The following is a 25,223-nucleotide window of genomic DNA, read 5'->3' on the forward strand; positions in this document are numbered from 1 at the left end:
ATTACGATATTCTGAACGCGGCTGGATTTATTCTGTAGTCACGGTATTCAGCTGGGAAAGTTTCACAGGCTTCAGATTTTTTCTTTCGAGAGGCGTTCGAAATACGGCAGCGTTTCTTCCAACAGTTCTGCATCGCGACCAGTCAGTTCTGGCAGCGGCCCTTCCGCGCCTGCGAACCCTGTGGATTTATGAACGGCCCCATACCAATGCTGCGCCCAAATCCCGTCCGCATCACGCGGGCCTGCGTCCCACGCCAACATCGCCGGATCAAAATCCAATCCGATGTAATCGCACAGCAGGTGTAGCATTTCTTCGGGATCTTCACGGATATCGCTGCTGTCAATGACCGCACCGCCGATTTTGTCGAACAGGTCGACCTGCTGTTTGAAACCGAGATCACCCGCTGTGACCTGTTCGCGTTTTGCCGCATAACTCGCGATCACACGCGCCGGATGACGGATCAGATGGACGTTTTCACACTCGGCTGTCCAGTCCATCGGCATGCCGTCAATCATATGATGCGGCATGTGTTTCATGTAAAAATGCGGCTTTTCGTCAGGAATAGAGCCTACACAGCGCGCGGCGACCCTAGCCGGATCATCCTCGTGGGCCGCGATAATTTGATCGGCCATAGGGTGATCAAGACCGGTTTGCTTCAAGTACGCCGCATAAAACGGTTCGTCCCATGCCGCGAAATCGGCGCGGTTGCCGAAGGCGTACATCATGGCTGTCGACAGGTTACGCGGGCCAGACCACATCGCGATCCGCATTAGCTGCACTCCTGCGCGATAAGGTCGGCGTAAAGCTTGCGGATGCGTTTTGTCATTGGGCCAAGTTCACCGTTTCCGATTTGCCGCCCGTCGATTGACCCGACAGGCGTTTGCGCCCCAAAAGTGCCGGTCAAAAACACCTCGTCAGCGCCGTAGGTATCAACGAGCGAATAGTTGCGTTCGAACACAGGAATATCGTTCGCGCGGCACAGGTCGATGACCTTTTGGCGGGTGATCCCATTCATGCAGTAATCACCGGTGGAGGTCCAAACAGCCCCCTTGCGCACAATGAAAAAATTGCAGGCGTTGGTCGTGTTCACGAAGCCATGCACGTCGAGCATCAACGCCTCGTCTGCGCCTGCCTTTTGCGCGGCAATACAGGCAAGGATGCAGTTAAGTTTGGAATGCGAATTCAGTTTCGGGTCCTGCGTCATCGGCAAGCCACGCTGGTGCGGCACGGTTGCAAGGCTGATCGGACGCGGGATTTTCGGTTTCGAATGTTCCACGATAATCACAAATGTCGGTCCTGACTGGGACAGGTTCGGGTGCTGGAACGGACGTACCTTAACGCCGCGCGTGATCATCAGACGCGCATGGGCGTCGGTGGTGATGCCGTTGGATTTTTGCGTCTCTAACAAGGCGTCAAACACGCCTTTTCGGTCCATCCCGATGTCAAGATCAATCGCTTTCGCAGCTTCAAACAAACGGTCGAGATGTTCATCGGCAAAGGCCCAGTGATTGTCGTGCAGACGCAGCCCCTCCCAAATGCCGTCGCCCAACATGAAGCCGCTGTCATAAACGCTGACCATGGCTTGCGATTTGGGCACGATTTTACCGTCAACGTAGATCAGAATGTTGTCGTTGCGCGCGTCTTCTTCGGCTTGGTGGGTGGTCAAGTGATCGTCAGTCATCGTTGGAAAGCCTGTACTTCGGAAAGATCGGGGATCACGTCGGCGGTGCCGTTACGCGTGACCATCAATGCGCCTGCTTTCAGGGCCTGATTGATCGATTGTTCCATCGGCAAACCGCGGTCGAGACCCGCCAACACGTAGCCGGTGAACGTGTCGCCGGCACCAGTCGTGTCGACCGGATCAACCTTAATCGCGTCAAAATGCTGTTTGCCAGCGCGGCTATACCAGTCCGCGCCATCTGCGCCCAATGTGACGATCACGTCAGCCACGCCCAAGTCTTTGGCATCTTGGCCAGTTGCTTCTTTCAGTTGCGCGGCTTCGACTTCGTTCAGGATCAGGAAATCGATGTATTCGAGAACGGCTTTCACACGTTCTGCATCAAAAGGGGCCGCTGCATATCCGACCTTCAGCCCCATCTTTTTGGCAAGCTGTGTTCCAGTGCGTTGAAGGTTGGTTTCGTTCTGCGTGATGAACCAATCGCCTGTTTGGGCTTCGGACAATGCGGTCTGCAAAATCGCCTGCGGGATTTTGGCGTTCGCACCCGGATGCAAGATGATCATGTTTTCTGAATCCGCATCCACCGCGATGATCGCATGGGCGGTTTCAGTGTCTAACGTGGTGATATGGCGTGTATCGACGCCATATTCGAGCAAGCGTTGCTTTGCCCACGCCCCATCATACCCAACAGCACCGATGTGGTTTACTTGTGCCGCTGCCCGCGCCGCAGCAACGGACATATTGGCCCCCTTACCGCCCAGAAAAACCTTCCGGTCGGTTGCTGCCAGTGTTTCGCCACGCGCGGGAATATGCGGCACCGCATAAACGTAATCCGCGTTGATAGAGCCTAGATTCCAGATCGCCATGATTTACCCAATACGACAAGCGGCGATGACCGCCATGTTCAAGATATCGTTCACCGTAGAGGTGGTTGAGCAAAGTTGTACAGGCTTTCCGACGCCAGACAAGATCGGTCCAATCACAGTCGCGCCCGCCATTTCCTGCATCAGCTTCACCGAGATCGAGGCAGAGTGCCGCGCAGGTACGACCAAAACGTTTGCCGGACCTGTCAGACGTTGGAATGGGTACTGCGCCATGACGGCTGGGTTCAGTGCCACGTCGACGTTCATTTCACCTTCGTATTCGAAGTCGACACCGCGTTGATCAAGGATATTCGGGGCAACGTGCATCTTCTCAGCCCGTTCGGACACCGGATAACCAAATGTCGAGAACGACACGAAGGCAACGCGCGGATCAAGACCCAGTTCACGCGCGACCGCCGCACCCCGTTCAGCGATATCCGCCAGATCGTTTTCGTCCGGCCATTCGTGCACCAGCGTATCCGCCATCAGCACAATTTTACCTTTGTTCAGGATCGCGGTGACGCCCACAGCACCATCATGCGGTTCAGCGTCGAACACGCGGTTGATCAGTTCCAGAACATGCGCGGATTTCCGTGTCGCACCTGTAACCATCCCGTCGGCGTGACCATGTGCGACCATCAATGCCGCGAACACGTGGCGATCACGGGCTGCAAGACGGTGGACGTCCTGCATATCCAGACCTTTGCGTTGCAGGCGTTTGTAGAGAAAGTCCTTATAAGTGTCTAAATTGGGCGTATTCGCCGCATTCACGATTGTCAGTTCGTCGATTGCGTCTGCCATGCCTTCTGCTGTCAGCTTTTCTGCAACGTCATCTGCACGACCTACAACCAGCGCCGTCCCGAAACCAGACCGCTGGTACGTGACCGCTGCGCGCAAGACGCGCGGATCGTCGCCTTCTGCGAAAACGACTGTGGATTGATTGGAACGGGCACGCGCATTGAGGTTACGCAGCATGTTCGCGGTCGGATCCAAGCGCGCCTTTAGCGATGCTTCGTACCCTTCCATGTCGACGATGGGCCGACGTGCAACGCCAGTGTCCATGCCTGCCTGCGCCACAGCGGTTGGGATGCGGTAGATCAAGCGCGGATCAAACGGCGTCGGAATGATATAGTCGCGGCCAAAAGACAATTTCTTGCCGTAAGCCATCGCGACCTCGTCTGGCACATCTTCGCGGGCCAGATCAGCGAGCGCCTGGGCGCAGGCGATTTTCATTTCGTCGTTGATTGCGCGTGCATGAATGTCGAGCGCCCCGCGGAACAGGTAGGGGAAACCGAGGACGTTGTTCACTTGGTTCGGATAGTCGGACCGACCTGTGGCCACGATCACGTCATCGCGGACTTCGTGGGCTTCTTCTGGTGTGATTTCCGGATCAGGGTTTGCCATCGCGAAGATCACGGCGTTGGGTGCCATCGACACCACCATGTCCTGCGTCACAGCCCCTTTTGCTGACACGCCAAGGAAGACATCGCAGCCATCCATCGCTTCGGCCAATGTTCGTGTATCAGTGTTGGCCGCATGGGCAGATTTCCACTGGTTCATGCCTTCAGTGCGGCCCTGGTAAATCACGCCTTTGGTGTCGCACATAATGCAATTGTCGTGTTTCGCACCCATCGCCTTGAGCAATTCAAGACATGCAATGCCAGCAGCACCGGCACCGTTCAGAACAATCTTCACGTCTTCGATTTTCTTGCCTGAGATGTGCAGTGCGTTGATCAGGCCCGCAGCACAGATCACAGCCGTCCCGTGCTGGTCGTCATGGAACACGGGAATGTCCATTTCTTCCTTCAGGCGCTGTTCGATGATGAAGCATTCAGGAGCTTTGATATCTTCGAGGTTGATGCCACCAAAGGTCGGGCCCATCAGCTTCACAGCATTGCAGAATGCATCGGGGTCTTCTGTATCAAGTTCCAGGTCGATCGAATTCACGTCGGCGAACCGTTTGAACAGAACAGATTTGCCCTCCATCACGGGCTTAGACGCGAGCGCACCAAGGTTGCCTAATCCCAGAACAGCGGTCCCGTTCGAGATCACGGCGACCAGATTGCCCTTGTTGGTATAGTCGTACGCCGTCGCAGAATCGGCTGCGATTTCTTCGCAGGGGATCGCCACGCCGGGGGAATAGGCCAGCGACAAATCGCGTTGTGTGGTCATTGGCACGGTTGCCTGAATTTCCCACTTCCCCGGTGTTGGGGCGATGTGGAAAGACAGTGCGTCTTCCCGTGTCATTTTAGTCTTGGCCATGGTGTTCCTCCCGCATGCGTCCGACCTTTGTAAGGGGGGATCAAACCAAAGGGCAACGGGTGGATTTCGGGGTTTCGTCGCTAACATTGCGTCGGTAATGTCGCCCCGATGACCGTGGGGGAAATGTCGTGGCTGCCGAGAAAAGCACAGTGACGCCGATGATGGCGCAATATCTGGAGATTAAGCAGGCGCATCCGGATGCGTTGCTGTTCTACCGGATGGGTGATTTCTACGAGATGTTCTTTGACGATGCCGTTCATGCGGCAGAGGCGTTGGATATCGCCCTGACCAAACGCGGAAAACACGACGGGAATGACATCCCGATGTGCGGTGTCCCCCATCACGCCGCCGAAGGGTATTTTCTAACGCTGATCCGTAAAGGGTTTCGTGTCGCGGTTTGCGAACAAATGGAAAGCCCCGCTGAGGCGAAAAAGCGTGGATATAAAGCGGTCGTGAAGCGCGAAGTAGTGCGGCTGGTGACACCCGGTACGCTGACCGAGGATTCATTGTTGGATGCACGGCGGCATAACTTTTTGGCCGCCTATGCCACTGTACGTGATGAAGGTGCGCTGGCTTGGGTCGATATTTCGACGGGCGCGTTTCACGTGATGACCTGTCCGCGTGTTGCGTTGGGGCCGGAACTGGCGCGACTGACACCGCGTGAAGTGATCGTCGTTGACGGGTCAGAGCCCGATTTCGCCGAATTAGTGTCTGATGCGAGCGCTGCTTTGACCACGCTGGGGGCTGCGGCCTTTGACAGTACGGCCGGCGAAAAGCGGCTGCTGAACCTTTATAACATCGGATCGCTCGACGCTTACGGCACCTTTGCGCGAGCCGAAATTGCGGCGATGTCGGCTGTTGTTGAGTATTTGGAAATTACCCAGAAGGGCAAATTGCCCCTGCTGCGCCCACCTGTTTCTGAAGGCCAACGTGCAACGATGCAGATTGATGCGGCAACGCGGCGGTCGCTGGAATTGACACATGGCATGAACGGCGGTCGTGCCGGATCGTTGTTGGGTGCGATTGATAAAACGGTGACGGCTGGCGGTGCACGGTTGTTGGAGCGGCGTTTGGCGTCGCCATCTTGTAACCTTGCGGTCATTCAGGAACGGCAGGACACGGTTGCGTTTTTGGCTGGCGATAGCCGCCTGACCGGTGATCTGCGAGATCATCTGAAAGGCGTACATGATCTGGATCGTGCGTTGTCGCGGCTTGCGCTAGATCGCGGTGGTCCACGCGATATGGCCGCTATTCGCAACACGATTGGGCAGGCGCAGACTCTTTTTTCTACGTTGCAGGGTGATCTACCCGGCGTTTTGGTGAGTGCCGCTGCGGGGTTGCAAGGTCACGACGAATTGCTGGCGTTGCTTGATGCAGCGTTGATCGCAGAACCGCCTTTGTTGGCGCGCGATGGTGGTTTTATCGCGCAAGGCTATGACGCGGATCTGGATGAGGCGCGGACGCTGCGGGATGAAGGTCGATCTGTAATTGCAGCCATGCAAACGGAATTTATCGAATTGTCCGGCGTGTCTGCGTTGAAGATCAAACACAACAACGTGCTGGGCTATTTCATCGAAACCACAGCGACCCACGCTGAAAAGATGATGACGCCGCCTTTGAACGAAACATTCATTCACAGGCAAACAACGGCGAACCAAGTACGGTTCACGACCGTGGAACTGTCCGAGATCGAGACGCGGATTTTGAATGCTGGCGGGCGAGCGCTTGAGATTGAAAAGCGGCTTTATCAGTCTCTAACTCAGGCGATTGTGGCGCAAGCGGGTCCGCTGGGTGCGTTGGCCCGCGCCTTGGCCGAGATCGATTTGACCGCTGGTTTGGCGCATCTGGCTGCACAGGAAAACTGGGCGCGGCCAAAGATGGACGACAGCCGCGCGTTTGATCTGCAAGGCGGGCGGCATCCTGTGGTGGAAGCAGCCCTTAGCCAAGCGGGCGAGCCGTTTATTGCGAATGATTGCGATCTGTCGGACCAGTCGATCTGGTTGCTGACAGGTCCGAACATGGCGGGTAAATCGACGTTCCTGCGGCAGAATGCACTGATCGCGGTGCTGGCGCAGATGGGCAGTTTTGTACCTGCAAAGTCCGCACATATCGGAATCGTCAGCCAGATTTTCAGCCGTGTCGGGGCGTCAGATGATCTGGCAAAAGGCCGATCCACATTCATGGTCGAAATGGTCGAAACCGCCGCGATCCTGAACCAAGCGGATGATCGGGCCTTGGTAATTTTGGATGAAATCGGGCGGGGGACAGCGACCTATGACGGTCTATCCATCGCTTGGGCCACATTGGAACACTTGCACGATGTGAACCGCTGCCGCGCGTTGTTCGCCACGCATTACCACGAGATGTCGGCGCTTTCCGCGAAATTGGACGGCGTCGACAATGCGACGGTGACGGTGAAGGAATGGGAAGGCGACGTGATCTTCCTGCACGAAGTCCGCAAGGGCACGGCAGATCGCAGTTATGGTGTGCAGGTTGCGCGGCTTGCGGGACTGCCGCCCGCGGTGGTTGAACGCGCAAAAGTCGTGTTGGAAGCGCTGGAAAAAGGCGAACGCGAAGGCGGGTCAAACCGCAAGGCGATCATCGACGATCTACCGTTGTTTGCTGCCGCGCCACCGCCCGCGCCTGTCAAAGAAGTCGTGAAAGAATCCGCTGCAGAGGAGCGGTTGAAAACAATCATGCCGGATGAATTAACGCCGCGCGAGGCGTTGGCGTTGATCTACGAATTGCGAGATTTGGCGGACGGATAAGGGTTACCAGCTACCGCTTGCACCGCCGCCGCTGGAGCTGCCACCGCCGAAGGATGATGATGATGAACCACTGGACGATGATGAAAAGCTGCTACTTGAATTGCTTGAGACATTTTGATCTTCGATCTTTGGAATGACAAACATGGTCACTGTTTCATGATCGCAGTTTTTGCAAAGCGCATAGGCTCTGCCATGGCCTTGGCTGGTTCGCGTCGGATAGGTGTCGGTGATTTTGGTGATGTATTGCGTTTTGTAGCTGCAACTTGGGCAAACCTTGTGACTATTGAAGAGCGCTGGATAGGCTTCGACCCGCACATGATCACATTGGCGGCAGGCCCAGACGTCGTGATCCATCGCCTTGATCCGTTCTTCGATGATCTGGCCCTGACTTAGGAATGCGTCTTCTTCCTCTTCGGTCAGCCAGTACATTTTTGACCCGTCAATCCGGCAAATGCGCGGTTTTGTCCGTTTGTGGTGACGGTACGCTTTCGTGCCGAAATAAAGCCCGAACGGCGTGCCGATTCCCAGTATCCACCAGAACGCCATCGCAACAAATCGGCCTGTTGCGTTTAACATTCGTGTCAGAAGGTTCGCGTCATATTCACCAGGATATCGGCCTGTGACGGCTTGGATGATCTTGATCATGCCTTCGTCGATGCCGGTGTAATATGCATCTTCTCGAAAGGCGGGGGTGATGGTCGTGTCGATGATACGCTTCATTTCCGCATTGTATTCAGCGCCATAACTGGCGCCGAGTTCGATCCGCAGTTTGCGATCCCGACGTGAAACGAGAAGAAGGATACCGTCGTTCGTGTCCGCGTTCCCGATGCCCCATGCATTGAACAAGCCAGTGGCGAAAGGTTCGATCCGGCCGCTGTGCCCGTAATCAGACATGCGATTGATGGTCAAAATGGTGAATTCGATGCCCCGAGCATCATTCAGTTCTTCAAGCCGATACCGCAGCCGCGATTCCCAAGAATTGGGAATTAAGCCCGCGTAGTCATTGACGTAAAGGTCTTCATAATCGGGGTAGGTTGTTTGCGCCTGCCCCGCAGACGCAAAAAGCAGGAGCATCACTGCCCCTGCCCTGATTATATTTGCAAAAGCGCCGATTAGGACGCTGGTGTTGAGGAAACCCCAACTTGCGCGGCGCGCAGAAGACGGTCGTGCAACATGAAACCTTCGGCGGCGACTTGAATGATGTCCCCTGCTTTGGTGCCTGGCACGGGGGCCTCGAACATCGCTTCGTGCAGCTTGGGGTCAAATTTATCGCCGACCTCAGGCACGATGGGGTCGATGCCGTGCTTTTTGAAGGTCGAGATCAATGCGCGCATTGTCAGTTCGACACCTTCGAGCAAAGCCGCGTTTGCGTCGCCTTCGGCTTCTTCCGCTGAATTCAACGCGCGGCGCAGGTTGTCGTAGACCGGCAGCAAATCACGCGCGAGTTTGGACCCGCCGTAGTTTTCCGCTTCACGCCGATCCCGATCAGACCGTTTGCGGATGTTTTCAACGTCGGCCAGTGCGCGCATGAATTTGTCACGGAAATCGTCACGCTCTGTCTTGATGGCTTCGATTTCTTCAAAGCCGCCTTGATCGAAATCAGGCTCTTCACCCTCAGCAACAAGGTCATCCAAGGACATCGGTTCTGCGTTTTCGTCTACCATCTTTTTCTACCTCTAGGACCGGTCGGCAATCATTTTGCCCACCAGCTGTGCCGTATAATTTACGATGGGAACAATCCGCCCATAATTGAGGCGAGTCGGCCCAATGACGCCAACGGCGCCAATAATCTTCTGATCGGCGTTCATATAAGGAGAAACCACCAAAGAGGAACCCGAAAGTGAGAACAATTTGTTCTCTGACCCAATAAAAATGCGAACGCCATCGGCATCGTCTGCCAGTTCCAAGAATTGGGCGATGTCGCGCTTTGCCTCTAGGTCATCAAACAGGGTGCGAATGCGGTCGAGATCGGCCTCGGATTCGTTATCCGTTAACAGATTTCCCCTGCCCCGCACGATCAGCCGTTCGGTTGTTTCGCCTTTGTTTTCCCAAATCGCCGCGCCTGTTTCGACGAGTTCAGCGGCAAGCGCATCAATTTCTTGGCGACGTGCTGCGATTTCACGCGTGATGATCCCGTCGAGTTCGGACAGCGTGTGGCCTTCGGCAATTGCGTTCAGGAAATTGGCAGCTTCACGCATGGACGATGGCGTTTGTCCGGCTGGCGGTGTGAACAGGCGGTTTTCGACGTGGCCATCAGCGAAGACAAGAACCACCAGTGCCCGTTCGCGCGACAGCGAAACAAAGTCGATATGTTTGATCGGTGCTTCGTGCTTTGGTGTCAGGACAAGGCTGGCCCCATGGGTCACGCCGGACAAGGCAGATCCGACACGATCCAACAACGCAGTTACGTCGCTATCTTTTTCACCCATGGTCTGGTCGATCCGCTGGCGGTCTTCGGCACCAAGATCGCCCATTTCGAGAATACCATCGACGAACATCCGTAGACCTAGCTGCGTCGGCACACGCCCTGCGCTGACATGGGGCGACCCGACAAGACCCAGATATTCGAGGTCCTGCATCACGTTCCGAACAGTCGCGGCGGATACGCTTTCCGACAATGTCCGCGTCAAAGTCCGCGACCCAACAGGTGCGCCAGTTTCAAGATAGCCTTCGACGACCCGCTGAAACACTTCGCGGGACCGATCGGTCATATCTTCGATTTGTGGCTTCTTGTCGGACATCAGACTTCTTCAAAAGGAGCAGTGCAATTAAGACCAAGTGGTTGCTGGCGTCAATCAGGCTTGGAATTTTCATGTGGGGCGCGTATCGCAGGTGTGCAACCAATGACAGGAGTTCCCCCATGCGTCCATCAGGCCGTCAGACGAATGAAATGCGCGAAGTTTCCATCGAGACTGGTGTCACGATCCACGCCGAAGGATCCTGTTTGATCAAGATGGGCAACACCCATGTGTTGTGCACTGCGACGGTTGACGAAAAAGTGCCCCCTTTCATGCGCAATTCCGGTCTGGGTTGGGTGACGGCGGAATACGGGATGCTGCCGCGGGCGACGCATACGCGGATGCGCCGTGAAGCGAAGAATGGTCAATCTGGCCGGACCCAAGAAATTCAACGTTTGATCGGTCGGTCCCTGCGGGCTGGTGTTGATCGCGTGGCTTTGGGTGAACGTCAAATTCAAATCGACTGCGATGTGATCCAAGCCGACGGCGGCACGCGTTGTGCGGCGATCACGGGTGGTTGGGTTGCGCTGAAACTGGCCGTGAACCAATTGATGAAAGCGGGCATGATTACGTCCGATCCGCTGGTTGAACCGGTAGCCGCGATTTCATGCGGTATCTACGCGGGCCAAGAAGTGCTTGATCTGGATTATCCCGAGGATTCAGAAGCTGGCGTTGATGGCAATTTCATCATGACAGGCGACAAGTTGATTGAAGTACAAATGTCCGCTGAAGGATCTACTTTTACCCGGGCACAAATGAACGGCTTGCTGGACCTCGCTGAAAAAGGCGTGTCCGAACTGAAAGCAGTTCAGCTGGCAGCGGTATCCTAAGATGCGGAAGTTCACGGGTGATCAGCTGGTTGTGGCGACACACAACAAAGGCAAACTGGAAGAGATTTCAGCATTGCTTGCGCCCTATGGCGTGAAAATTTCGTCCAACGACGATCATGGCCTGCCGGAACCTGTGGAAGACGGTCAGACATTTATCGATAACGCACGGATCAAGGCACATGCAGCGGCCAAAGCGACAGGCTTGCCTGCATTGGCCGATGACAGTGGTTTGTCCGTTGATGCGTTAGATGGTGCACCCGGGATTTACACAGCGGATTGGGCGGAAACGCCGAATGGCCGTGATTTCCCGATGGCTATGAAAAAGGTCGAAGATGCGTTGGCAGCCAAAGGCGCGGACGTTTCACGTAAAGCGCAGTTCAACTGTACACTCGTTCTTGCATGGCCGGATGGACACGATGAGGTGTTTCCCGGTATCATGCCCGGTCAGCTGGTTTGGCCAATGCGCGGTAATGAAGGCCACGGATACGATCCCGTGTTCCAACCAGACGGATATGACATCACATTCGGCGAAATGGATCGTTGGGAAAAGAACAAGATCAGCCACCGCGCTGATGCGTTTGCCAAGTTAGTGTCTGGTTGCTTTGAATAACGATTGGGAAAACGGGGGCTTCGGCCTTTATATCCACTGGCCGTTTTGTCAGGCAAAATGCCCCTATTGTGACTTTAACAGTCACGTGGTGCGCGAGATTGATCAAACGGTTTGGCGCGACGCGTATATCAGCGAAATCCGCCGGACCGCTGCTGAAACCGAAGGACGTGTTTTGCGATCCGTGTTCTTTGGTGGCGGCACGCCCAGCATGATGGACCCCGATCTAGTTGACTCGATCTTACGCGAGGTTCGCGCGGCGTGGCCTGCTGCGAACGATATCGAGATCACGCTTGAGGCAAATCCAACATCTGTCGAAGCGGGTCGGTTTCGGGGATATCGCGGTGCTGGTGTGAACCGTGTGTCGATGGGTGTGCAGGCGTTGAACGATCCGGATCTGAAAGCGCTTGGACGTTTGCATTCTGCATCCGAAGCCATGGCTGCATTTGATGTCGCGCGTGGCGTGTTTGATCGGGTGAGTTTTGATCTTATTTATGCGCGTCAGGATCAAACCGTTAGCGCGTGGGAAGCTGAGCTGAAACAGGCACTAAACCTCGCAATAGACCATCTTTCTTTGTACCAACTGACGATCGAAGATGGCACTGCGTTCGGGGACCGCTACGCAGCTGGAAAGCTACGCGGCTTGCCGGACGAAGATCGCGCTACAAAAATGTACGAAATCACGCAAGCGATCACGGTCGATGCCGGATATCATACCTACGAAGTGTCTAACCACGCTAAACCGGGTCAGGAAAGCAGGCACAATCTGTTGTACTGGCATTATGGCGATTACGTCGGAATCGGACCTGGTGCGCATGGCCGCGTGACGATCGATGGGCAGCGTTATGCGACCGAAGCACCGCTTGGTCCGTTCGATTGGTTGAAAGCAGTACGCAAAGGCGGCAGCGGCGAAAGTGATCGCACCGTTTTATCCCGACCCGACCAAACTAGCGAATTTCTACTGATGGGGTTGCGCGTGACAGAAGGCGTATCATTGGCGCGCCTGCAAGCATTGTCCGGCGGCGCATATGACGCAAACATCGCAAGTTTGCGCGACATGGGCATGGTCGAAACGAAAGACGGCCAATTGCGCGTTACTGCAAAAGGCCGTCCATTATTGAATGCTGTATTGAGCGAACTGTTACGGGATTAACCGCCCAAAGCGCGCAGCAAGTCGTCAAGTTGATCAAGGCTTTTGTAGTTCAGAACCATCTTGCCGCCTTCACCATCCCCAGAATGATCAATGCTGACTTTCATGCCAAGATTGGCGGCAAGCTCTGCCTCGATCTGAAGTGTATCGGCGTCCTTTTTACCGGCAGGTTTTTTCGCTTTTGGTGTCTGGTCGCCCGCGTTCGGGTCTTTTTTGGCAAGACGTTCGGCGTCACGTACTGACAATCCATTCTCGACAATCTGCCGCGCCAGAGCACTGGCAAATGGATGACCGACCAGAGCACGCGCGTGTCCTGCGGATAGCTGACCTTCAACCAACATACGCTGCACGTCATCTGGCAAGTTCAGCAGGCGCAAAAGGTTCGCGATGTGGCTGCGGCTTTTGCCAAGCGCCTGTGACATCTGATCTTGGGTATGCCCAAAACGATCCATCAACTGACGATACCCTGCCGCTTCGTCCACTGGGTTCAGATCTGCACGTTGAATGTTTTCGATAATCGCGATTTCAAGAACTTCAGTGTCATCGAATTCACGGACAATCACCGGCACTTCATGCAGCTGGGCGATCTGCGACGCACGCCAACGGCGTTCACCTGCTACGATTTCAAAATGGTCGGGACGATCTGCGATAGCACGGACGATCAAAGGCTGAATAATGCCTTTTTCTTTAATCGAAGACGCCAGTTCAGCCAGCGCATCTTCGTTAAAAGCACGACGCGGCTGATCCGGATTTGGGTGTACCCGTTCGACTGGCAAATGCGTTTCAGCTTTACGCGGTGCTGCTGTCTGTTCAGGTCCGACATCCGCCATCAATGCAGACAAGCCACGCCCCAGACCACGGTTTTTGTTCGGTTTGTTCGACATGGTTTAGGCCCTTTGCTTAGCGGGCTGTTCACGCCCGATGATTTCTTTTGCAAGCGCGCGATACGCCTGACTGCCCTTGGATTGCGCGTCGTATTGCAGAACTGGCAGGGCAAAAGATGGTGCTTCGCTTAACCGGACGTTCCGCGGGATCACGGTCTGGAACACAAGATCACCCAGATTGTCGCGCGCGTCCATTTCAACCTGTTGCGATAGGTTGTTGCGGCTGTCGTACATGGTCAGCGCCACGCCTTCGATCCGCAAATTCGGGTTCGCTGTTTGGCGCACATCGCGGATTGTCAGCATGAGTTGAGACAGACCTTCCAACGCGAAAAATTCACTTTGCAGGGGGACTACGACGGAATCCGCAGCGACCATCGCGTTCACCGTCAGAATATTCAACGACGGCGGGCAGTCGATCAACACATAGTCGAAACCATATCGGTCGATATCAATCTGGCGCAAAGCATCATGCAGCAGGAAGCTGCGTTTTTCATTTGAGATCAGTTCGATATCGGCAGAACTTAAGTCAGTTGTCGCCGGAATGATCGCAAGATTTTGGATATCTGTTGCCTGAATAGCTTCTTCAAGCGTCGCTTCGCCAGCGAGCAGATCGTAAGTTGTGATATCACGGTCGTCCTGTTCAACACCAAGACCAGTGGACGCGTTCCCCTGCGGGTCAAGGTCAACCAACAACACGTGACGGCCAGCTTCGGCCAACGCCGCTCCAAGGTTGATCGTCGTTGTCGTCTTACCAACGCCGCCCTTCTGGTTCGCAACAGCGATAATTTTAGGTCCGGTACTGCGGCGATTATGCGGCACGGGCGATCCTTTTCAGTGAGAGAATGCGTGAGTCTGGTTCGGTGATACTGGTGTATTCAGCCAATTCAAAGTCCCAATTGCCGCGAACGGCATTCAATTCTTCAGCGTATGTCCGACCCTTCATCAAAAGCGCCTGCCCCGCTGGACGCAGATGTATTTCGATCATCGGCAGCAAGTCTTCAATACTTGCCAAGGCACGCGCACTTACTATATCTGCGTCTTGTGGAGCCGCTTTTTCTATACGTTGTGGTATTACATAGGCATTCAATCCGAGTTCGCGAATTGCGGTTCTCAGAAATGTGCACTTACGCGCATCGCTCTCGATCAGTGTAAACTTTGTATCTGGCGACAGTTCTTTTGCAATAATAGCCATAACGATCCCAGGAAAACCACCGCCACTGCCGATATCTACCCAATGCTTCGGGCTATCCGCATATTGGAACACTTGTGCGGAATCGATGATATGTCGGTTCCAAATATCTGGGACTGTCGATTTTGCGATCAAATTGATCTTGGCTGTCCATTTTGCAGTCAGCTCACCAAATGCCTCGAGATGTTGGATTGTTTCACGTGAAACACTGACGCCAATTTTTTCGATCATATTAGCTACCGGTCTTTCTAACTGAGGACTTCCGCAAACGGCTAAGAATTAGCATTAGCGCTGCTGGGGTAACGCCATCAACTCTACCAGCCTTCGCAATGGTTTCAGGTCGTGCCTTTGTTAATTTCGCCACCATTTCGTTAGATAGCCCGTTGATGGACGCATAATCGAGGTCCGGGGGAATGATCTGCGCTTCATCCCGTTCCATTGCAGCAATATCCTTTTCCTGCCGCGCAATATAATTTGCATAAAGCGCATCGCACTTCACCTGCTGTTGGATCACAGGATCATCCGTCAAAGGCGCATCCAACAACTGTTTGATATGAGAGAAGTCAAAGTCGATCAGAGCCAGTGCGTCCAATGCAGAACGACGCGGACCGTCGGCGTTCAATTTCACGCCCTGCCCCGCGATTTCTCGCGCAGACAATGAAATATCAGCCAAAGAAGCTTTCGTTGCATCAATCGCCGTCATTTTTTCAGAAAACGCCCGCCACCGAACATCTGAAACGCAACCAACCTCACGACCTAGGCCTGTCAATCTCTGGTCCGCGTTATCAGCACGCAACGACAACCGGAATTCAGCCCGAGAGGTAAACATGCGATATGGTTCGCTGACGCCTCTGGTCGTGAGATCGTCAACCATAACTCCGATGTAGGAAGAACGCCGGCTAAAGTGCAGCGCTTCTTGACCTTTGATTCGTCGCGCCGCATTCAAACCAGCAACCAATCCTTGCGCTGCTGCTTCTTCGTATCCAGTTGTCCCGTTGATTTGACCAGCAAGATATAATCCCGGCACGTCTTTCAATTCCAGCGTAAGGCTCAACGCACGCGGATCGACGTAATCGTATTCAATTGCGTATCCCGGCTGCAAGATTTTGGCGCTTTCCAGTCCGTAGATCGAATGAACGTAGTCATCTTGAACATCCACCGGCAACGATGTTGAGATGCCATTCGGATAGACCGTATGATCGGTAACCCCTTCAGGTTCCAAGAAAATCTGATGTGATGTCTTATCCGCAAACCGAACGATTTTGTCTTCGATTGAAGGGCAATAACGGGGCCCAATACCATCGATGTGCCCGCCATACATAGCCGAGCGTTTCAGGTTCTCGCGAATGATATCGTGCGTTGCTTCGTTTGTGTGGGTAATACCACACGAAATCTGTTGGGCTGTCGGTGTCTTTGACATGAAAGAGAACATCGTTGGCGCGTCATCACCCGCCTGCATCTCAAGCTTATCCCAAGCAATAGTGCGCCCATCTAAGCGTGGCGGCGTACCAGTCTTGAGCCGTCCGAGTGGAAGATCAAAGGAATCGATGCGTTCAGCCAATTTGATCGAAGGCTGTTCACCCATACGACCACCAGGTTTTGCGACATCACCTACGTGAATGACCCCGCGAAGGAATGTACCCGTTGTTAGAATGACCGCCTGCGCATGAATTTCGCTCCCATCAGGGAGCGTGATGCCGGCGACCTTCCCGTCTGTCATGATGAAATCAGCGACTTCGCCTTCAATGACATCGAGATATTGCTGTTCGCTGGTAAGGCGTTGCATTTCGCGACGATAGATTGCGCGATCAGATTGTGCACGCGGGCCCTGCACTGCTGGGCCTTTAGTACGGTTCAAAAGCCTGAACTGGATACCTGCCAGATCAGCGACCGTACCCATGACACCATCAAGCGCGTCAATTTCCCGAACAAGATGCCCTTTTCCCAGTCCGCCGATGGCCGGATTACAAGACATAACGCCAATGGTATCCGCACTAAGCGTCACCAGCGCGGTTTCAACACCCATTCTGGCCGCGGCATGCGCAGCTTCGGTTCCGGCGTGCCCACCGCCAACAACAATGACGTCGTAATGTTTCACGTGAAACACTCCTTATTTGCCGATGCAAAAACTCATGAAGATTTCGTCCAAGACGTGTTCGACATCTACACGACCAACGAGCGAATCGACAGCCCGAATTGCCGTGCGTAGATCTTCGGCAATGAGATCGCTCATTCCCATGGGATCATCAATGGAACCGATTGCCACATTAAGCCCTTCGATCCCTTGTTTCAAGGCGATCCGATGACGTTCGCGCATCGCGACCCCGACAGAAGCAACACGTTGCTTTAATTCCGCCCCGATACGATTGATTAGTTCGTCGACACCTGCACCTGTTTTACCGGAGATGGCAAAATCGCCAGAAGATTCAACATCTCCTTTGGCGCGCACGGTAATATCACCATCTACCATATCTAGTTGAGCAGTTTCGCCATCAAGCAACATGTACACGCGAAGGTCGGCTGCGGCTGCCCTGTCTTTCGCACGCGCGACACCCATCATTTCGATCTGATCTTCGCTTTCGCGCAATCCTGCAGTGTCCAGGAACGTGACAGGTAAACCGTCTAAGTCGAAACGCACCTCGATCACATCGCGTGTTGTACCCGCAATATCAGACGTGATGGCCGCATCGCGCCCTGCAATCCTGTTGAGCAATGTTGATTTACCAACGTTCGGTGCGCCGACGATCGCAACTTCGAAACCGTCACGAACGCGTTCGGCAATCTGCACGCCGTCATGTTCGCGAGCAAGGCTTTCTCGAACATCAAGAATTAGCTCTTTCACTTCAGGCCGTGTGTCGACTGGTACCTCTTCATCCGCGAAATCGATGGTTGCTTCCAACAAAGCTGTTGCTCTGATCAGCTTGCGCCGCCAATCTTCCGCCCGTTGCCCAAGTTCGCCGGAAAAAACACGAAGCGCTTGTTTTCGCTGTCCTTCGGTTTCAGCGTCGATCAGATCGGCGAGGCCTTCCACCTGTGCCAGATCAAGCCGCCCGTTTTCGAGCGCTCGTTTGGTGAATTCACCTGCTTCTGCTTGGCGCAGCAACGGATGATCGCCGAGAACACGTAGCACCGCTGCTACGACAGCCGGGCTTCCGTGCAATTGAAGTTCGACAACTTCTTCACCGGTAAAGCTTTGCCCAGATGGAAACCGCAGAACCAAAGCCTCGTCAAGCAAAACGCCATCTGCGTCGATAATGCGCCGGACGCCGCGATCCGCTGGCACATTTGACATGATATCTTGCGATGCAGTCATCGCGTCAGGGCCAGACAAGCGTACAACTGCAACGCCTGCCCGTCCCTGTGCTGTCGCCAAGGCAAAAATCGTATCCATCATCCTAACCCATTGTTTAGGAATAATAATTTATGTGTTCATTGAGTCGAAGAAGTCTTCGTTTGTCTTGGTCTGCTTCAATTTCCCGATCAGGAATTCGATCGCATCCGTGGTCCCCATTGGGTTCAGGATACGGCGCAGCACATATGTTTTCTGAAGATCGATTTTGTCGACTAACAGTTCTTCTTTCCGCGTACCGGACTTGAGAATGTCCATCGCTGGGAAGACGCGTTTATCTGCAACTTTACGATCCAGCACGATTTCAGAGTTACCGGTCCCTTTGAATTCTTCAAAGATGACTTCGTCCATCCGGCTACCTGTGTCGATCAATGCTGTTGCGATGATGGTCAAAGACCCGCCTTCTTCGATGTTCCGCGCTGCACCAAAGAAACGCTTTGGACGTTGCAAGGCGTTGGCGTCCACACCACCGGTCAGAACTTTACCGGATGATGGCACTGTCGTGTTAAACGCACGGCCCAAACGCGTGATGGAATCGAGAAGGATGACAACGTCCCGCTTATGTTCGACGAGACGTTTCGCTTTTTCGATGACCATTTCGGACACAGCCACGTGACGCGTTGCTGGTTCGTCGAATGTGGAAGACACAACTTCGCCCTTCACAGACCGCTGCATGTCTGTAACTTCTTCCGGCCGTTCGTCGATCAACAGAACGATCAGGTAGCATTCGGGGTGGTTCTTTTCGATGCTGTTCGCGATATTTTGCAGCAGAACCGTTTTACCTGTCCGCGGCGGTGCCACGATCAAGGACCGCTGTCCTTTACCGATTGGCGACACTAGGTCGATAATCCGCGCGGATCGGTCTTTGGTGTTGTTCTCTGATTTGACTTCCATATTCAGCCGCTCGTCTGGGTAGAGCGGTGTCAGGTTGTCGAAGGCTACTTTGTGTTTTGCTTTTTCCGGTTCTTCGAAGTTGATAGATTCAACTGAGATCAGCGCGAAATAGCGTTCGTTTTCAAGCGGTTCTTTGATGACCCCTTGAACCGTATCCCCAGTCCGCAAGGAATGAATCCGGATCATTTCAGGCGACACGTAAATATCGTCGGGGCCTGGTAGGTAGTTCGCTTCTGGTGAACGCAGGAAACCAAAGCCGTCTTGCAGCACTTCCAGCACACCGTCGCCGCCGATCACCCATTCTTCATCCGCACGTTCACGCAGAATGGCGAACATCATATCGCCTTTGCGCATTGTGGACGCGTTTTCGATCTCGAGCTCTTCAGCGAGAGACAGCAGGTCCTTCGGGCTTTGCGCTTTCAGGTCGGCAAGGTTCAGACGGTGGGTCATATGCAGTTATCCACGCGCAGGCCCGTGGGTTGCGCGACTTTCAAAACAAATCTGGAAAATGCGATCCCCGAACGGGGTGCGCCTGCTGTGTAGGTTTTTCAGCTTGCTGAGTCAATCAAAACGGACGGACGACAACGGCAACGAGAATGACAAGCATCAGAACCGTCGGAATTTCGTTCGCCATTCGGTACTGACGACCCGTCTTCGCCTGCCCGACTGCCACCGCTTTGCGTTGTTTCCCCAGCCACACGTGGAACACCGTCATAGCGATGACCCCCAACAGCTTGGCCCAGCCCCATACGGCCCCGAAATCCAGCATCCCTAGCCCGATCATGATCAATCCGCAGACCCACGCAACCATCATCGCAGGGTTCATGATCACACGGTGCAGTTTTTCTTCCATCATTTGGAACGTCTGATCAATCTCTGACCCTGAACCAGGTGTTGTCCGTTCGACGTGATGCACCAATAATCTAGGCAAATAGAACAGCGCTGCCATCCAGCTGATCACGGCTGCGATGTGTAGCATTTTGATCCATGGATAGAGATAGCTAAGCAGGTCGATCATAGCGCTGTCCTTATTCTTTCTACTCTTAAATATATATTAAGTATTAGAAAGATGATGATGATTATAGTGTCGTCGTTTTCTGTGGTTTCTTTTTTTATCCGGCAAGTTATCCACCGGTTGAGACCGATCATACTTTGTGAACTTTTGTATACTTCTTTCAGTATATTGAATTATTTCAATAGTTTATTCCGCATTCTTTGCGTACGATGACTTAGCGTCATCCATTGACTCTCGCATAGCGTGCGATTCGTCCACAAGCCTGACTTATCCTCATCCACCGTGGACAAACGTGCTGAACTCTGGGCAAAAAGTCGGGGTTATACCCAAGCCGTTGGTTGGGTCGATTTACCCTCAGGTGTGTGCTCAGATTCTTCACGCATTTTTCCAAAAGGTTATCCACATGGCTGATCCGATTATCCTTGCCTCTGGTTCTGAAATCCGTGCGACGCTTTTGCGCAATGCTGGTGTCGATTTTGATGTCGCGATTGCCCGCGTGGATGAAGATGCGATCAAACAAGCCCTTTTGGCTGAAGACGCCCCGCCCCGCGACATTGCCGATACATTAGCCGAGATGAAAGCCCGCAAGGTTGCGTCAAAACATCCCGATGCTTTGGTGATTGGCTGTGATCAGGTGTTAGCCTTTCAACAACAGACGTTATCCAAGCCCACATCGCCGGATGATGCCCTTGCCCAGTTGAAGATGATGCGCGGTAAGGTCCATCAGTTGTTGTCGGCTGCTGTTCTTTATGGCGAGGGTAAACCGCAGTGGCGTCATGTGGGTGTGGTACGTCTGCATATGCGCGATGCGTCTGACGCCTATCTTGAAGGCTATGTCGACCGGAATTGGGACAGCATTCGTCACGCGGTTGGTGCCTATAAACTGGAAGAAGAAGGCGCACGCCTGTTTCACCGTGTTGAGGGCGACTATTTCAATGTCCTTGGTCTGCCGTTACTAGAGTTACTATCGTATCTAACCTTGCGCGGGACTTTAGACGGATGAGTGTGACTGTTATTCCATTGGCTGGCGTGATCGGGAACCCGATCTCCCATTCGAAATCGCCGAAGATGCACAAATACTGGCTGCGTAAATATGGCCTGTTGGGTGATTATGTGCCGCTGCATGTCCACGAGGACGATCTGGAACGTGTGATCCGTACGATGCCGTTGATGGGGTTCGCGGGCGCAAACGTCACGATCCCGCATAAGGTGAACGTGATGTCGATTGCTGATCAGGTCAGCGACCGCGCCACATTAATTGGTGCCGCCAATACGCTGATTTTCAAGAAAGACGGTAAGATTTACGCCGATAACACCGATGGCTATGGGTTTATGGCGAATATCAAGCAAAACGCACCTGACTGGAATCCAAAGGCCGGTCCTGCTGCGATCTTTGGTGCGGGTGGTGCGGCGCGCGCTGTGATTGTGGCACTTGCGGATGCGGGTGTGCCTGAAATTTACCTGTCCAACCGTACCCGTCCCAAGGCCGAAGCGCTGAAGTCCGAATTTGGCGCACGGATCAAAGTCGTGGATTGGGTGCAGGCGGGCAATATGCTAGATGATGCCAGTACAGTTGTGAATACGACATCGCTTGGGATGAAGGGTGCCGCCGAATTCCGCGTCCCGCTGGATGGTTTGCGTCCGGGAATGGTTGTGACTGATCTGGTCTATACGCCGTTGCGTACGCGTTTGTTGGATGAAGCGGAAAAGGCGGGTTGTACCGTTGTTGATGGTCTTGGGATGTTGCTGCACCAAGGCGTGCCGGGGTTTGAACGGTGGTTTGGTGTCCGCCCCGAAGTTGACGATGATCTACGGCAGGTGATGTTACGATGATCACACTTGGTCTGACGGGTTCGATCGGGATGGGAAAATCCACGACCGCCCAAATGTTCGCGGATCTTGGCGTGCCTGTCTGGGATGCGGATGCTGCTGTCCACCGGATTTATAGCGTTGGTGGGACGGCTGTTGGTCCTGTGTCTGACGTCTACCCGATGGCGATCACCAATGGCGCGGTTGATCGGGGTAAGCTGAAAGATATGATGGCGGACCGCGATGGTGTGTTGGAGAAAATTCAGGAAATCGTGCACCCACTTGTCGCCGCTGATCGGCAGGCGTTTCTGGATGATCATAAAGACACCGATTTTGTTCTGCTCGATATTCCTCTGCTCTTTGAAACGGGTGCCGAGAAATGGATCGACGTGACGATCTGTGTCTCTGCCCCCGCTGACGTGCAAGAGAACCGCGTTTTGTCGCGTAAAGGCATGACAAAGCAGACGTTTGATATGATCCTGTCACACCAAATGCCGGATGCTGATAAACGCGCGAAGGCGGATCATGTCATTGAGACGCTTGAACTGAATGCGACCCGTGATGCTGTCGCTAAACTGATGACTGACTTGAAGGCTACCCATGGCTGATCGTGAAATCGTTCTTGATACCGAAACTACAGGCTTTGAACCGCATGAAGGCGACCGGATCGTTGAAATCGGTGCGGTTGAACTGATTGGTCACGTGCCGACTGGCCGCACATATCACCAATATATCAATCCGATGCGGTCGATGCCGGAAGGTGCGTTTGGCGTGCATGGGATCGGTCCCGATTTGCTTGATGTGCCGCGTGATCCGAAACCGGGTGAGGTTATTCTGAAGGATAAACCGCTGTTTGCAGACATTGCGCAGGATTTCATCGATTTTGTCGGGGATTCCCGCATGGTGATCCACAACGCGGCCTTTGATATGAAGTTTTTGAACGCCGAACTTGGCTGGCTGAACCGCCCGCTTTTACCGATGGATCAATCGCTGGATACGCTGGCCATCGCGCGGCGGAAATTCCCCGGTTCGCCTGCGTCTTTGGATGCGTTGTGTCGCCGGTTTGGCATCGACAACACAAACCGGACGCTGCACGGCGCGTTGCTGGATAGTGAAATTCTGGCGGAAGTGTATCTGGAACTGATCGGTGGTCGACAGCCCGGCATGGTTTTGCAGGCGGCTACGACACAAAAGGCGGGTGGATCTGATGAAGATTGGCGGCCATCGCGCCGTCCTGATCCCCTGCCTTCGCGTATTTCCGAAGAAGAGGCCGCCGCCCACGCTAAATTCATTGATAGCTTGGGCGACGATGCTTTGTGGAAGACGCTAAACTAGCGCCCAAACCTTACTGAACAGGTGTTTCCGCTTTTTGCGCTTCGACACGACGCGCGATTTCAGAGCGGTAGAGTGCCAAGAAGTCGATCGTTTCAAGGTTCAGCGGCGGGAAACCACCGTCACGTGTCACATCGCTGACCACACGGCGCACGAATGGGAACGTGATGCGCGGGCATTCGATCAACAGGTACGGGTGCATCTGTTCTTCTGGAACACCTTCGACGTGGAAGATGCCAGCATATTCAAGTTCCAGCACGAACAACGGTTCGCCGGAGTCTTTCGCGCTGCTGGTGATGTTCAGCTTTGTGATGATTTCGAACTGGTTTTCAGCAGACCGTTTTTTCGCATCAAGGTTTACCTGAACTTTGATTTCAGGTTTCGCATCAGGGCTGGCACCCTTTTGCGCAAGGATGTTTTCGAAAGAAAGGTCGCGGATGTACTGTGCCAAAACGCGGCTTTTCGCCTGCATGGCTTGTTCTTGCGGTGTTGCTGCTGCTGTCTCTGGTGTTTCGTCTGCCATGGGATGCTCCGGCCTTTAAAAATTGATTTCGCGAATTGGTAACAGGACGTTGCACCAGCCTCAACCACGTTAGTGTTTTGTCCACCCCGATGGGCCACGTGGGCTGTCGTGGGTTTGTGTAACGTCGCTGAATTCTCCGTCGATGACGCGATCTTGCGGCCCGCGACGATGATGTTCGTGGGATTGGTGGTTTTCGGCGCCGCCCATTGTGAAGCTTTGCACGTTCACTCGCGATTTCAACGCGCGAAATGCAGCTGCGCGAAACTGCGGGACCAGCAGCGCAAATCCGAAGGCATCAGTGAAGAATCCTGGTGTCAGCAAGAGTGCGCCTGCAAAAAGGATCATCGCCCCGTTCGCCAATGGTTCGGTCGGGTCACGCAGTTCATTGAACGACCCACGTAGATTTGCCAGTTCACGCGCGCCTTGCGATTTAACCAGCCACGACCCTAGCATCGCCGTCAAAAGGACGATCAACAGGGTCGGCCAAAGGCCAATCGCGCCGCCGACTTGGATAAAAAGACCGATTTCGATCAGCGGAACGGCGATAAATGCGAATAACAACCACATAAGGGTGCCTCTTGTGCGACTTCTTGGTGCGAAAGGTGGACTCGCACCCTTCTCGAACCTACATAAGCATTGCTATGCGTTTTTCCATGGTTTCCGAGGATGAGGTCCGAATGAACAACTCGATTATTCAGCTGCTGGTATTGGTTGGCATTGCTGTGTTTCTAATTTTGCGTCTGCGCAGTGTTCTGGGAACGCGGGAAGGTTTTGAAAAGCCCGAAGTGGTCCAGCCGCAGCGCCGCGGTCCTGATCTTGAAGTGATCGAAGGTGGTCCTGATCTGGACATCACCGATCATGCGGAAGAAGGCAGCGATATGGCGAAAGCCTTGGCTGCGATGAAACGCGTTGATCCGTCTTTCCACGTGGGTGAATTCCTCGGCGGTGCTAAAGGTGCCTACGAGATGATCCTGATGGCGTTTGAACAAGGTGAATTGGAAGGCGTTGTGCCGTTCATTTCCGAAGACGTGTTCGAAGCGTTCGCCAGCGTGATTGACCAGCGCGAACAGCAAGGTCTGACGATTGAAGCCACGTTTGTTGGCCTGTCTGACCTGGCGCTTGTTGATGCGGAATTTGATGAGACTACGAAAGAGGCCGAACTGACCGTCCGCTTTAAATCCGAACTGGCCTATCTGGTTCGTGATAAAGGTGGCGACATCGTCGAAGGCGATCCAAACGAGATCAAACGCCAGAAAGATGTCTGGACCTTTGCCCATGACATGGGGTCAGACGATCCGAACTGGCGTCTTGTCGCCACGGGTGAATAACATT

The 25,223-nt window shown here is 53.9% G+C and carries 25 protein-coding genes; 9 read left to right on the forward strand and 16 right to left on the reverse strand.

Annotation, left to right across the window (positions count from 1 at the left end):
* Positions 1 to 71: 71 nt before the first annotated feature.
* From AC0L7R_RS00460 to AC0L7R_RS00475, 4 genes are read right to left on the reverse strand one after another with little or no spacing between them, the layout of a single operon-like run.
* Positions 72 to 770 (reverse strand): sulfotransferase-like domain-containing protein, encoded by a 699-nt coding sequence (locus tag AC0L7R_RS00460; RefSeq protein ID WP_473658274.1) that lies wholly within the window; start codon positions 768 to 770, stop codon positions 72 to 74.
* Positions 770 to 1,681 carry an aminotransferase class IV gene (locus AC0L7R_RS00465; RefSeq protein WP_473658275.1) on the reverse strand — a complete coding sequence of 304 codons (912 nt, stop codon included), beginning with the start codon at positions 1,679 to 1,681 and terminating at the stop codon, positions 770 to 772. The genes AC0L7R_RS00460 and AC0L7R_RS00465 overlap by 1 nt, the downstream gene beginning before the upstream one ends.
* Positions 1,678 to 2,544, reverse strand: coding sequence for a PfkB family carbohydrate kinase (locus AC0L7R_RS00470; protein ID WP_473658276.1), 867 nt, complete (start codon positions 2,542 to 2,544; stop codon positions 1,678 to 1,680). The genes AC0L7R_RS00465 and AC0L7R_RS00470 overlap by 4 nt, the downstream gene beginning before the upstream one ends.
* Positions 2,545 to 2,547: 3 nt before the next feature.
* Positions 2,548 to 4,803 (reverse strand): phosphate acyltransferase, encoded by a 2,256-nt coding sequence (locus AC0L7R_RS00475; protein ID WP_473658277.1) that lies wholly within the window; start codon positions 4,801 to 4,803, stop codon positions 2,548 to 2,550.
* A gap of 158 nt (positions 4,804 to 4,961) precedes the next feature.
* On the opposite strand from AC0L7R_RS00475, the gene mutS reads away from it, so the two are divergent.
* Positions 4,962 to 7,571 (forward strand): DNA mismatch repair protein MutS, encoded by a 2,610-nt coding sequence (gene mutS / locus AC0L7R_RS00480; RefSeq protein WP_473660460.1) that lies wholly within the window; start codon positions 4,962 to 4,964, stop codon positions 7,569 to 7,571.
* 3 nt (positions 7,572 to 7,574) lie between these two features.
* Here the strand turns inward: mutS and AC0L7R_RS00485 are convergent, their stop codons facing one another.
* From AC0L7R_RS00485 to hrcA, 3 genes are read right to left on the reverse strand one after another with little or no spacing between them, the layout of a single operon-like run.
* Positions 7,575 to 8,645: a TPM domain-containing protein gene (locus AC0L7R_RS00485; RefSeq protein WP_473658279.1), complete on the reverse strand. Its 1,071-nt coding sequence runs from the start codon at positions 8,643 to 8,645 to the stop codon at positions 7,575 to 7,577.
* Positions 8,646 to 8,683: 38 nt separating this feature from the next.
* A complete protein-coding gene (locus tag AC0L7R_RS00490) occupies positions 8,684 to 9,235 on the reverse strand; it encodes a nucleotide exchange factor GrpE (RefSeq protein WP_473658280.1) in 552 nt (183 codons plus the stop codon).
* A 12-nt stretch (positions 9,236 to 9,247) separates the two neighbouring features.
* Positions 9,248 to 10,312 carry a heat-inducible transcriptional repressor HrcA gene (hrcA, locus tag AC0L7R_RS00495; RefSeq protein WP_348109424.1) on the reverse strand — a complete coding sequence of 355 codons (1,065 nt, stop codon included), beginning with the start codon at positions 10,310 to 10,312 and terminating at the stop codon, positions 9,248 to 9,250.
* A gap of 119 nt (positions 10,313 to 10,431) precedes the next feature.
* Here hrcA and rph point away from each other — a divergent pair, with 119 nt between their 5' ends.
* Genes rph through hemW form a run of 3 tightly spaced genes read left to right on the forward strand, consistent with a single transcriptional unit; the run spans position 10,432 to position 12,899 of the window.
* Positions 10,432 to 11,139 carry a ribonuclease PH gene (rph, locus tag AC0L7R_RS00500; RefSeq protein WP_247128109.1) on the forward strand — a complete coding sequence of 236 codons (708 nt, stop codon included), beginning with the start codon at positions 10,432 to 10,434 and terminating at the stop codon, positions 11,137 to 11,139.
* A gap of 1 nt (position 11,140) precedes the next feature.
* The gene (gene rdgB / locus AC0L7R_RS00505; RefSeq protein ID WP_473658282.1) at positions 11,141 to 11,749 is read left to right on the forward strand and encodes an RdgB/HAM1 family non-canonical purine NTP pyrophosphatase; all 609 of its coding nucleotides are present in this window, start codon (positions 11,141 to 11,143) and stop codon (positions 11,747 to 11,749) included.
* Complete coding sequence (gene hemW / locus AC0L7R_RS00510; protein WP_473658283.1) at positions 11,742 to 12,899, forward strand: radical SAM family heme chaperone HemW; 1,158 nt, start codon at positions 11,742 to 11,744, stop codon at positions 12,897 to 12,899. Before rdgB ends, hemW begins: the two co-directional genes overlap by 8 nt.
* On the opposite strand, the gene AC0L7R_RS00515 is transcribed toward hemW, so the two are convergent.
* The 7 genes from AC0L7R_RS00515 to AC0L7R_RS00545 all read right to left on the reverse strand — a co-directional run bounded on the left by AC0L7R_RS00515 (position 12,896) and on the right by AC0L7R_RS00545 (position 20,230).
* On the reverse strand, positions 12,896 to 13,780 hold the full coding sequence (locus AC0L7R_RS00515; protein ID WP_473658284.1) for a ParB/RepB/Spo0J family partition protein: 885 nt from the start codon (positions 13,778 to 13,780) through the stop codon (positions 12,896 to 12,898). The genes hemW and AC0L7R_RS00515 overlap by 4 nt on opposite strands.
* A 3-nt stretch (positions 13,781 to 13,783) precedes the next feature.
* Positions 13,784 to 14,599, reverse strand: a complete 816-nt coding sequence (locus AC0L7R_RS00520) for a ParA family protein (protein ID WP_348109419.1) — start codon at positions 14,597 to 14,599, stop codon at positions 13,784 to 13,786.
* On the reverse strand, positions 14,589 to 15,200 hold the full coding sequence (rsmG, locus tag AC0L7R_RS00525) for a 16S rRNA (guanine(527)-N(7))-methyltransferase RsmG (protein WP_473658285.1): 612 nt from the start codon (positions 15,198 to 15,200) through the stop codon (positions 14,589 to 14,591). The genes AC0L7R_RS00520 and rsmG overlap by 11 nt, the downstream gene beginning before the upstream one ends.
* Before the next feature lies 1 nt (position 15,201).
* Positions 15,202 to 17,067: a tRNA uridine-5-carboxymethylaminomethyl(34) synthesis enzyme MnmG gene (mnmG, locus tag AC0L7R_RS00530; protein WP_473658286.1), complete on the reverse strand. Its 1,866-nt coding sequence runs from the start codon at positions 17,065 to 17,067 to the stop codon at positions 15,202 to 15,204.
* 12 nt (positions 17,068 to 17,079) lie between these two features.
* Positions 17,080 to 18,360 (reverse strand): tRNA uridine-5-carboxymethylaminomethyl(34) synthesis GTPase MnmE, encoded by a 1,281-nt coding sequence (gene mnmE / locus AC0L7R_RS00535; protein ID WP_473660462.1) that lies wholly within the window; start codon positions 18,358 to 18,360, stop codon positions 17,080 to 17,082.
* Positions 18,361 to 18,390: 30 nt separating this feature from the next.
* Positions 18,391 to 19,662, reverse strand: a complete 1,272-nt coding sequence (gene rho / locus AC0L7R_RS00540; RefSeq protein ID WP_348109416.1) for a transcription termination factor Rho — start codon at positions 19,660 to 19,662, stop codon at positions 18,391 to 18,393.
* 115 nt (positions 19,663 to 19,777) lie between these two features.
* Positions 19,778 to 20,230 (reverse strand): CopD family protein, encoded by a 453-nt coding sequence (locus AC0L7R_RS00545; RefSeq protein ID WP_348109415.1) that lies wholly within the window; start codon positions 20,228 to 20,230, stop codon positions 19,778 to 19,780.
* Between the two features lie 400 nt (positions 20,231 to 20,630).
* Between AC0L7R_RS00545 and AC0L7R_RS00550 the strand changes: the two genes are divergently transcribed.
* The 4 genes from AC0L7R_RS00550 to dnaQ are packed head-to-tail and all read left to right on the forward strand — an operon-like array spanning position 20,631 to position 23,371.
* Positions 20,631 to 21,230: a Maf family nucleotide pyrophosphatase gene (locus tag AC0L7R_RS00550; protein ID WP_473658288.1), complete on the forward strand. Its 600-nt coding sequence runs from the start codon at positions 20,631 to 20,633 to the stop codon at positions 21,228 to 21,230.
* Positions 21,227 to 22,060: a shikimate dehydrogenase gene (locus tag AC0L7R_RS00555; protein WP_247128095.1), complete on the forward strand. Its 834-nt coding sequence runs from the start codon at positions 21,227 to 21,229 to the stop codon at positions 22,058 to 22,060. The genes AC0L7R_RS00550 and AC0L7R_RS00555 overlap by 4 nt, the downstream gene beginning before the upstream one ends.
* A complete protein-coding gene (gene coaE, locus AC0L7R_RS00560) occupies positions 22,057 to 22,644 on the forward strand; it encodes a dephospho-CoA kinase (protein WP_473658289.1) in 588 nt (195 codons plus the stop codon). Before AC0L7R_RS00555 ends, coaE begins: the two co-directional genes overlap by 4 nt.
* Positions 22,637 to 23,371 (forward strand): DNA polymerase III subunit epsilon, encoded by a 735-nt coding sequence (gene dnaQ, locus AC0L7R_RS00565; RefSeq protein WP_473658290.1) that lies wholly within the window; start codon positions 22,637 to 22,639, stop codon positions 23,369 to 23,371. Before coaE ends, dnaQ begins: the two co-directional genes overlap by 8 nt.
* Before the next feature lie 10 nt (positions 23,372 to 23,381).
* Here dnaQ and secB read toward each other — a convergent pair whose 3' ends face one another.
* Together secB and AC0L7R_RS00575 are read right to left on the reverse strand one after the other, a co-directional pair.
* Positions 23,382 to 23,891 (reverse strand): protein-export chaperone SecB, encoded by a 510-nt coding sequence (gene secB, locus AC0L7R_RS00570; protein WP_473658291.1) that lies wholly within the window; start codon positions 23,889 to 23,891, stop codon positions 23,382 to 23,384.
* A gap of 69 nt (positions 23,892 to 23,960) precedes the next feature.
* Entirely contained in the window at positions 23,961 to 24,458 is a 498-nt protein-coding gene (locus AC0L7R_RS00575) for an FxsA family protein (RefSeq protein ID WP_473658292.1), read from the reverse strand.
* Between the two features lie 110 nt (positions 24,459 to 24,568).
* On the opposite strand from AC0L7R_RS00575, the gene AC0L7R_RS00580 reads away from it, so the two are divergent.
* Entirely contained in the window at positions 24,569 to 25,219 is a 651-nt protein-coding gene (locus AC0L7R_RS00580) for a Tim44/TimA family putative adaptor protein (RefSeq protein WP_473658293.1), read from the forward strand.
* Positions 25,220 to 25,223: the final 4 nt, after the last annotated feature.

The organism is Yoonia sp. D2-7, assembly GCF_055809435.1.